Origin of the sequence: Kitasatospora sp. NPDC058162 (assembly GCF_042884005.1) — a bacterium.
Lineage (GTDB): Bacteria > Actinomycetota > Actinomycetes > Streptomycetales > Streptomycetaceae > Kitasatospora.
In genome coordinates this window covers 1-8,912 of record NZ_JBHVUS010000060.1, presented here as the reverse complement: position 1 = coordinate 8,912, position 8,912 = coordinate 1, and the positions used below count along the sequence as shown (strand labels likewise).

Below are 8,912 nucleotides of genomic sequence, written 5' to 3'. Positions count from 1 at the left end.
GCAAGAGGAAGGCCGCGGGGCAACGGGCCTGGGCAGGAAGAAACCGTGTTGAGGTTCGGGCGAGCCCGGGTGCGCGCGAGAAGTCGGGCCGGCCGACTTCTCGCGGCAGCGGGCCACCTGCTCGTTGGGCCGCCAGGGCGAGGGCATCGACGCGGGGAAACGCCACGGTGCCGGCAGCCAGGGCTCGGGCGCGCGCCAGAAGTCGGCCTCGCCGACTTCTGGCGGCCGGGGGCCGGAGGGCTGTGGCGGGTTGGCTGGGACTTCAGGGGCTTCCGCTGCGCGCAGTTCCCCGCGCCCCTTTCGGGGCGCGGGGGTTGGGACGGGGGGCGCGGCAGGTCCAGGGCGCGGGAGTTGGGGAGAGAAGCTCGGAGGTTGAGGGGGCGGGGGCTGGGGCGGGGGGCTTTCTGGGGGTGGGAGGGAGGTGGGGGTTGGGGGTGGAGGGGTTAGTGTGGCCCGGCTGACTGGTGGTCATGACAGGGGACCGCCCACGCCTTCGCGGAGGTCCCGGGTGCCCGCACTGATAGCGAGGGTGCGGCGGTGGTACGGCCGGTTGCTGGACGGGGACGTCCGGGCCGGGCGGGTGGCGCTGGGGGTGCTGCTCGGGGTGACGGTGCTGTTGGGGGTGCTGCCGATCCTGTTGCCGTACGGGTGGCCGCCGTCGGCGCTGGTGCTGCCGGTGGTGGGTGGCGGGATGGTGCTGCGGCGCGGGCAGTTGCGGGTGCTGGTGGGTGCGGCGCTGGCGGGCGGTCTGCTGGGGGCGGTGGTGCAGGACCCGCACGGGGTGCGGCTGGGGGTGACGGTGGTGCTGGCGGCGACGGGGGCGACGGTGCTGACCGCGAACCGGTTCCGGGACCGGCTGGGGCTGCGCGGCACGCAGGGCGATTCGATACTGCTGGAGCTGGCGGAGCACAACCGGGCGTTGGCGCGGCTGCCGGAGCGGCTGCTGGACTGGCACTTCGACAGTGCGCTGGCCCCGGCGGGGGGCGCGTCGTTCTCGGGGGACTTCCTGCTGTGCGCGCACCGGCCGGAGGAGGACCTGCTGGAGCTGGTGCTGGTGGACGTGTCCGGCAAGGGCAGTCGGGCGGCGGCCCGGTCGACGCACCTGTCGGGGGCGTTCGCGATGCTGCTGGGCCGGGTGCCGCCGGAGGCGTTCCTGCCGGCGGCCAACGACCACCTGATGCGGATGGGCTGGGAGGACGACTTCGCCACGGCCGTCCACCTGGCGCTGCACCCGGCGACGGGCCGGTACCGCCTGTTCAACGCGGGGCATCCGCCGCCGGTGCGGTTCTGCCGGCGTTCGGGCTGGGTGCCGTCGGAGCACGGCGGTCCGGCGCTGGGGCTGGTGCCGGGAGCGCCGTACCCGGCGGTGTCGGGGCGGCTGGCGTACGGGGATTCGCTGCTGCTGTTCAGCGACGGCCTGGTGGAGGTGCCGGGCCGGGACCTGGACGAGGGGGTGGGCCGGCTGCTGGCGGCGGCCGAGCCGGAGGTACGCACCCACCGGCCGCAGCAGCAGCTGGTCCGGGGTGCGGCGGGGCGGCTGGTGGACGTGGTGGCGCAGGACTCCGCGGACGACCGGACGCTGGTGCTGGTGCGGCGGCTGAGGACGGCCGCGGACCATCGAAATGCGGTATGAAGATTTAGTGTCCTCTCCCGCCCGTAGTCCGATGCGTTGCGTGCGCCTGCTGCTCGGCTGCACCAGCGCCGCCGAGCTGCTCGGCACCGTCCTCGCCGAGGGCCCGAACTGGATCACCGGCGAGGGCTCCGCGCTGTACCTGCTGGACTCCGCCGGGATGCTCCGGCTGACCGCCTCGCACGGACTGCCGGACTGGGCGCACGAGCGCTACGGCCTGGTCGACCCGGCCGGCGAGCTGCCGGCCGCGATGGCGCTGAGGCTGCGCCGCCCGTACCTGCTCAGCCCGGAGCACACCAGCGTCGACTACCCGAACCGCAACGCCGGCATGGGCACCGGGATGGTCGCCGTGGTCTCCCTGCCGCTGGTGGTGGACGAGCGGCCGATCGGCGTGCTGGCGCTCGCCCTGGCGCACCGGGGCACCGTCCCGGGCCGCGACCTGGACGTGCTGGAGACGATCGCCGGGGCCTGCGCCCACCGGCTGCACCACCTGCTGGACCACGTGCTCGACCACACCGCCGATCGGCCCCGGGAGCGGGCCTCCGCCGCCCCGGACGCCGCCCCGGACACCGCCCCGAACGCAGCCCCAGCCGCCGCCCCAGCCGCAGCCCTGGCCCACCCGCTGCTGTCGCTCGCGGTGCGGGCCGCCGGGCACGGCGCCTTCGAGCGCGACCTGGTCACCGGGGAGAGCTACTGGGACGCCGCCGCCTTCGCGGTGGCCGGCCGGCCCGTCGCCCCGGACGGGGCCGCCCCGGAGCTGGAGCGACTCGTCCACCCCGAGGACCTGCCGGACGTGCAGGCCGCCCTGGCGGAGGCGCTGACGAGCGGCGGCCGCTACCGGATCGGCTACCGGGTGCTGCGCGGGGGCGGGAAGGTCGCGCGGGTCGAGGAGTCCGGCGAGGTGATGCTGGACGTGCACGGCCGCCCGGTGCGGATGGCCGGGCTGCTCGCCGACGTGGACCACCGCCGCCCCCGGGACGCCGAGCCGCCGCACGACCCGACCGGGGCCCGGACGGCGCTGCTGCTGTCGCTGACCCGGGCGCTGTCCCGGGCGGTGACCGTCCGGGACGTCACCACCGCCGTCACCGACGTCGCCCGTCCGGCCCTCGGCGCCGCCAGCATCGTGCTGGACCTGGTGGACGAGGGCCGGCTGCTGCCGGTCTCGCACACCGTGTACGGCGGGCCGCGGCGGGCCGAGCTGACCCGGCTGGCGGACCTCTCCGAGCAGGTGATGCAGCACTCGCTGGCCCGCTCGGCCCCGCTGTTCAGCGAGCCCGGCGCCGGGCCGGTGCGGGCGGACTCCCCGGCCGCCTGGGCGGTGCTGCCGCTGGTCGCCTCCGGCCGGCAGGTCGGCTCCTGCCTGATCACCTTCGCCGCCGAGCGCGCGTTCAGCCGCGCGGACCGCACCCTGTACTCGACCTTCGCCGGCATCCTCGCGCAGTCCCTGGAGCGGGCCCGGCTGTACGACACCCACCACCACCGGGCCGGCGAGCTGCAGCGCGCGATGCTCCCGCGCACCCTGCCCCGGCTGCCGGGGATCGCCAGCGCCGCCCGCTACCTGCCGAGCACCGAGGGCATGCAGATCGGCGGCGACTGGTACGACCTGCTGAAGCTGCCGGACGGCCGGATCGGGCTGGTGATCGGCGACGTGCAGGGCCACAACGCCGAGGCGACCGCGGTGATGGGCCAGTTGCGCAGCGGCCTGCGGGCGTACGCCACGGACGGGCACGACCCGGCGGCGACGCTGGCCCGGACCAGCCGGCTGCTGGCCGAGCTGGACACCGAGCTGTTCGCGACCTGCCTCTACCTGACCCTGGACCCGGCCGACGGCCGCCTGACCGCGGCCCGGGCCGGGCACCCGGCACCGGTGCGGATCGCCGCCGACGGCACGGCCGTCGAGCTGGAGCTGCCGGGCGGGCCGCCGCTGGGCGTGGACCCGGGGCAGCCGTACCCGCTGACCACCGACCGGCTGGCGGGCGGCGAGACGCTGCTGGCCTACACCGACGGGCTGGTGGAGGACCGCGAGGAGGACTACGACGAGTCGGTGCACCGGATGATCGGCGGGCTGGAGCTGTGGGCCCGGCAGACCGGCCCGGAGCTGGTCGGCCCGGCGGCCGCGCTGGAGCGGCTGGCCGACCTGCTGACCCTGAACGTGACGGAGCGGCGCTCCCGGCCGGACGACGTGGCGCTGCTGCTCCTGCACCGGATGGCGTCCGGCGCCTGACGCCGCACTCCCGCACCGCAGTACTCCCGCACCGCGACGCTCCTGCACCGGATGCGACCCCTTCGGCAACACCGTGCACACGAGTCCCCCACATCCCCGGACGTCAATCGGCCATCACGCGTCCCGTCGAGCGGGTCGAAGGCCCTGGATGAACGATCGGACGGCTCGTCAGCGGCCCGGGATCGGGGTCGAACGACGCCGGGACGGCGGCGTATTGACTCGATATTGACGAGATCAAGTCACATGGCGAGATCCGTTCACACCTTCGTAGGATCATCGCCCTAGAATTCGCGGCGTGACGATGACTCAGTGGTGCGCAACGGCTACCGGCGTGCTCGCCGTCCTCGCCCTCGTGGCCGCCGCGCGGTACCGCGCCGTGTCCGTCACCCAGCGCGGCCGGGTCGACCGGCTGGAGGGCGAACTCGCCCGGCTCCAGGAGCAGCTGACCAGCGAACTCTCCCGCCGGGGCGCCGACCTGGCCGCCGTCCAGCAGGAGCAGGAGCTCACCGCCTCCAGCCAGCGGGCCTTCCTCAGCGTCGCCCGCCGGATCCTCGTCATGGCCCACGACCAGCAGGCGCTGCTCGACGAGATGGAGCGCACCCACGACGACCCGGCGCTGCTGGAGGGCCTGCTCAAGGCCGACCACGCCGCCGCCCAACAGGCCCGGCTGGCCCAGACCCTGGCCGTGCTGTGCGGCGCCCGGGCCGGGCGGCACTGGCCGGAGCCGGTCTCGCTGGAGGACGTGGTGCGCGGCGCCCAGTCGCGGATCCTGCCGTTCCAGCGGGTGGTCGTGCGCAGCCGGATCGAGACCGCGGTGGTCGGCGCCGCCGCCGAGGCGCTGATCCACGCCGTCGCCGAACTGCTGGACAACGCGACCCGCTACTCCCCGCCCAGCACCCAGGTGTTCGTCACGCTGATGCCGGTGCACAACGGCGCGGTCATCGAGATCGACGACGGCGGCGTCGGCATGCCGGAACAGGCCGTCGCCAAGGCCGCCGCCGCCCTCGCCGGGGGCAGCAGCCTGGAGGTCTCCCGGCTCGGCGAGGTACCGCAGTTGGGGCTGGCCGCCGTCGGCCGGCTCGCCGAGAGCTACGGCTTCCGGGTCACCCTCAGCTCGGCGCCCTCACCGTACGGCGGGGTGCGCGTCGTCGTCCTGCTGCCGAACGCCCTGCTCACCGAGCCGCTGCCGCCCACCGTCCCCGGACTCGGGCCGGACGACCGGGCGTTCACCCCCGACCCGCGACCGGCCGCCGGCTACGACTACGACTACGACCACCCCGGCGCCGGCCACCCGCTGGTGGAGACCCCGCCCACCGGCCGGCCCGCCACGGCCGACGACGCCCCGCCGCCGCTGCCCCGTCGGAGCCACCGGCGCGACCGCGCGAACCGCCCCGCCCAGCACGCGGCTCCCCCGCCGCCCGAGCCGCCGTACCGCTCGGCCCGGGACGCCCAGGCGTTCATGGCGATGTTCCAGGCCGGTACCGCCAGCGGCCGGTCGGCCGCCCGGACCCGGGCCCAGGGCCCGCCCGGCCTCCACTGAACCGTCCCGTCCCGCGAACCGCCCCGTGAACCGTCCCGCCCCGCCTCCCCCGGCTTCCCCCGTCCTCCCCGACTTCCCCCCGACGTCCCCAGCGCCCCGGAGAGTTCCATGACCACCACCCCCGATCTCGGCTGGCTGCTCGCCGACATCATCGCCGTCCCCCAGGTCCAGCACGCCGTCGTCGTCTCCAACGACGGCCTGGAGATCGGCCGCAGCACCGACATCCCCCGTGAGGACGCCGAACGGCTCGCCGCCGCCTGCTCCGGACTGCAGTCGCTGGCCCGCGGCGTCGCGACCGGCTTCGGCGGTCCCGGCAGCGCCACCCGCCAGATCATCATCGAGTACGGCGGCGGCTACCTGTTCATCGTCGCCGCCGGGGCCGGCGCCCACCTGGCCGTGGTGACCAGCGAGGCGGTCGACGCCGGGATGGTCGCGTACCAGATGCAGGTCCTGGTCGAGCGGATCGGCACCCACCTCACCAGCCCGCCGCGGGTCGACCACGCGGCGGGGGGCCTCCGGTGAACGGGCCGGTCCGGCCCTACGTCATCACCGGCGGGCGCAGCCGCCCCACCCGCGCCGACCTGGCCATCGAGAGCCTGGTCAGCGCCCTGCCCGGACCATTAGGACTGGCCGACCCCCCGGCACTGCCCGAGCACGTCCTGCTCAACCGGGAGCACCGGCGCATCCTCGGGCTCTGCCACAGCCTGCTGTCCGTCGCCGAGGTGGCGGCCCACCTGGGGCTGCCGCTCGGCGTCGTCAAGGTGCTCGTCGGCGACCTCTGGGACCTCGGCGCCGTGCAGGTGCTCCCGCCCGTCCCGCAGGCCGAACGCCTGCCCGCAACCCTCCTGGAAGAGGTGCTCGTTGGCCTCCGCCAACTCCGCTGAAGCCCCCGCCGGCACCCCGGCCGGGCCGCAGTACCTGCCGTCCTCGGTGCAGGGCGCGGTGAAGATCCTGGTCACCGGCCCGTTCGGGGTCGGCAAGACCACCCTGGTCGGCTCGCTCAGCGAGATCACCCCGCTGCGCACCGAGGAGACCATGACCGCCGCCAGCAGCGGCGTGGACGACCTCACCGGGCACAACGGCAAGACCACCACCACGGTCGCGCTGGACTTCGGCCGGATCACGCTCAACTCCCGGCTCGCGCTGTACCTGTTCGGCACCCCCGGACAGCAGCGGTTCTGGCCGCTGTGGGACGACCTGTCGCGGGGCGCGCTCGGCGCCATCGCGATGGTCGACCTGCGCCGGCCGGACGAGAGCTTCGACGTGCTCGGCCGGCTGGAGGAGCAGCGCATCCCCTTCGCGGTGGCGGTCAACACCTTCCCGGACACGCCGAGTTACCCGGAGGAGGAGCTGCGCTCCGCGCTGGACCTGCTGCCGGAGGTGCCGATCCTGTACTGCGACGCCCGGGACCGGCGGCAGTCCTACGACCTGCTGATCGACTTCGTCGACCACCTGCACCGCAGCTCGCTGCTGGAGCTCCAGCCGTGACCGCCCCCGAACCCCCGCGGGCCTCCGGCTGCCCGGTCGCGCACGGCACCGGGGCCCCGTACGGCGCCGGCAGCCCGTACGGCACCCCGCCCGGCGCCCCGTACGGCGGCGGAATGCCCGGCGGCGGGCTGCCGGTCGGCGTCCCGCTCACCCCGCTGTACGGCCAGGCCGTCGCCGACGACCCGCACGGCCTGTACGCCCGGCTGCGTGCCCGCTACGGCCCGGTCGCGCCGATCGAGCTGGAGCCCGGGGTCGAGGCCTGGCTCGTCCTCGGCTACGGCGAACTGCTCGAACTCACCCGCAACGAGGCGCTGTTCTCCAAGGACTCGCGGCACTGGCGGGTCGCCGCCGAGGGCCGGCTGGCCCCCGACTCGCGGCTCCTGCCGATGACCGCCTGGCGGCCCACCCTGCTCAACCTGGACGGCGCCGAGCACCAGCGGCTGCGCGCCGCCGTCTCGGACACCCTGGCCCAGATCGACCACCGGCAGCTGCGCGAGACCACCGAGGCCGCCGCCAACGGCCTGATCGACAGCTGGGGCCCGGACGGCACCGCCGACCTGATCGGCCAGTACGCCCGCGCGCTGCCGCTGCTGGTCTCCACCCAGCTGATCGGCCTGTCCCCCGCCACCGGGCCCCGGATGATCGAGCTGATCAGCCACTTCGTCGACAGCGGGCTCGAATCGGTGCGCGCCGCCGGGGAGTTCCAGACCATCCTGACCGAACTGGTCCGGCAGCGCCGCGCCGCCCCCGATGCCGACCTCACCTCCTGGCTGCTCGCCCACCCGGCCGCGCTGACCGACGAGGAGGCGGCCCACCACCTGGTGGTGATGATGGTCGCGGGCAACGAGACCTGCATCAACTGGATCGGCAACACCCTGCGGCTGCTGCTCACCGACCGCCGCTTCCGGGCCACCCTGACCGGCGGACGGCTGACCGTCTCCGACGCGCTGGAGGAGGTGCTCTGGCGCGACCCGCCGACCCAGAACTTCCCGGGCCGCTGGGCCACCGGCGACACCGTGCTCGGCGGCCAGTACATCAACGCCGGCGACATGCTGGTGCTCGGCCTGGCCGCGGCCAACGCCGACCCGGCCGCCCAAGGCGCCTCCTCGGCCGCCCAGGGCTCGCTCGGCGGCAACCGGGCCCACCTCGCCTGGGGCGCGGGCCGGCACGTCTGCCCGGCCCAGCACCCGGCCCGGATCATCGTCGAGACCGCGATCGAGACCCTGCTGCACCGCCTTCCGGACCTCCAACTGGCCGTGCCGTCGGGCGAGTTGACCTGGCGGCCGTCCCCGTGGTCGCGGGCCCTGGTCGCCCTTCCGGTGCTGTACAGCGCCTTCACCCCGCCCCGCCCGCCAGCCCCCGAGAGGCCCGCATGGACACCGCCGACGACTCCCGCGGCCCCTGCCCCGAGCCCGTCCGGCCCGACCCCGGCCGGCCCGAGCCCGTCCGGCTCGACCCCTTCGGGCGCGACCAGCACGGGGAGAACGCCCGGCTCCGGGCAGCCGGCCCGGCCGTCCTGGTGGAGCTCCCTGGCGGGGTGGTGGTCTGGGCGGTAACCCACCACGACACCCTCCAGGCGCTGCTCGCCGACCCCCGGGTCGGCAAGAACCCCCAGCTGTGGACCACCTTCCGGGAGGGCCGGCTGCCGTACGGCTGGCCGCTGCTCAACTTCGTCGTGGTGCCCGGCATGATCACCGCCGACGGCGAGGACCACAAACGGCTGCGCGGCCTGGTCAGCCAGGCCTTCACCCCGCGCCGGATAGCCGCCCTGGCCCCCGCGATCGAGGCCCGGACCGTCGCCCTGCTGGACGAAGTCGCCGGGCTGGAGGGCGAGTTCGACCTGCGCGAGCACTTCGCCTACCCGCTGCCGATGCAGGTGATCGGCGAACTGCTCGGCCTCGCGGCGGAGCAGCAGCACGAGCTGCACGAGCTCTCCGACACCCTGGTCTCCAGCTCCGCCACCCCCGAGGCGGCCCTCGCCGCCCAGCGGGACCTCAACGCGCTGCTGGCCTCGGTGGTCGCCGTCAAGC

Annotated in this window: 7 protein-coding genes and 1 pseudogene; all 8 read left to right on the top strand. The window is 75.3% G+C overall.

Features of this window, described 5'->3' with window-relative positions:
• Nucleotides 1-508: 508 nt before the first annotated feature.
• Nucleotides 509-1,633: a PP2C family protein-serine/threonine phosphatase gene (locus ACFVXG_RS44560; protein ID WP_387936242.1), complete on the top strand. Its 1,125-nt coding sequence runs from the start codon at nt 509-511 to the stop codon at nt 1,631-1,633.
• 40 nt (nt 1,634-1,673) lie between these two features.
• Nucleotides 1,674-3,854, top strand: a complete 2,181-nt coding sequence (locus ACFVXG_RS44555) for a SpoIIE family protein phosphatase (RefSeq protein WP_387936241.1) — start codon at nt 1,674-1,676, stop codon at nt 3,852-3,854.
• Between the two features lie 301 nt (nt 3,855-4,155).
• Complete coding sequence (locus ACFVXG_RS44550) at nt 4,156-5,394, top strand: sensor histidine kinase (RefSeq protein WP_387936258.1); 1,239 nt, start codon at nt 4,156-4,158, stop codon at nt 5,392-5,394.
• A gap of 108 nt (nt 5,395-5,502) precedes the next feature.
• Nucleotides 5,503-5,916, top strand: coding sequence for a roadblock/LC7 domain-containing protein (locus tag ACFVXG_RS44545; RefSeq protein WP_387936240.1), 414 nt, complete (start codon nt 5,503-5,505; stop codon nt 5,914-5,916).
• Entirely contained in the window at nt 5,913-6,278 is a 366-nt protein-coding gene (locus tag ACFVXG_RS44540) for a DUF742 domain-containing protein (RefSeq protein ID WP_387936239.1), read from the top strand. The genes ACFVXG_RS44545 and ACFVXG_RS44540 overlap by 4 nt, the downstream gene beginning before the upstream one ends.
• Entirely contained in the window at nt 6,256-6,882 is a 627-nt protein-coding gene (locus tag ACFVXG_RS44535; protein WP_387936238.1) for an ATP/GTP-binding protein, read from the top strand. The genes ACFVXG_RS44540 and ACFVXG_RS44535 overlap by 23 nt, the downstream gene beginning before the upstream one ends.
• On the top strand, nt 6,879-8,438 hold the full coding sequence (locus tag ACFVXG_RS44530; protein ID WP_387936237.1) for a cytochrome P450: 1,560 nt from the start codon (nt 6,879-6,881) through the stop codon (nt 8,436-8,438). The genes ACFVXG_RS44535 and ACFVXG_RS44530 overlap by 4 nt, the downstream gene beginning before the upstream one ends.
• A pseudogene (locus ACFVXG_RS44525) lies at nt 8,402-8,912 on the top strand (cytochrome P450); the annotation flags it as partial. The gene ACFVXG_RS44530 and the pseudogene ACFVXG_RS44525, both read left to right, overlap by 37 nt.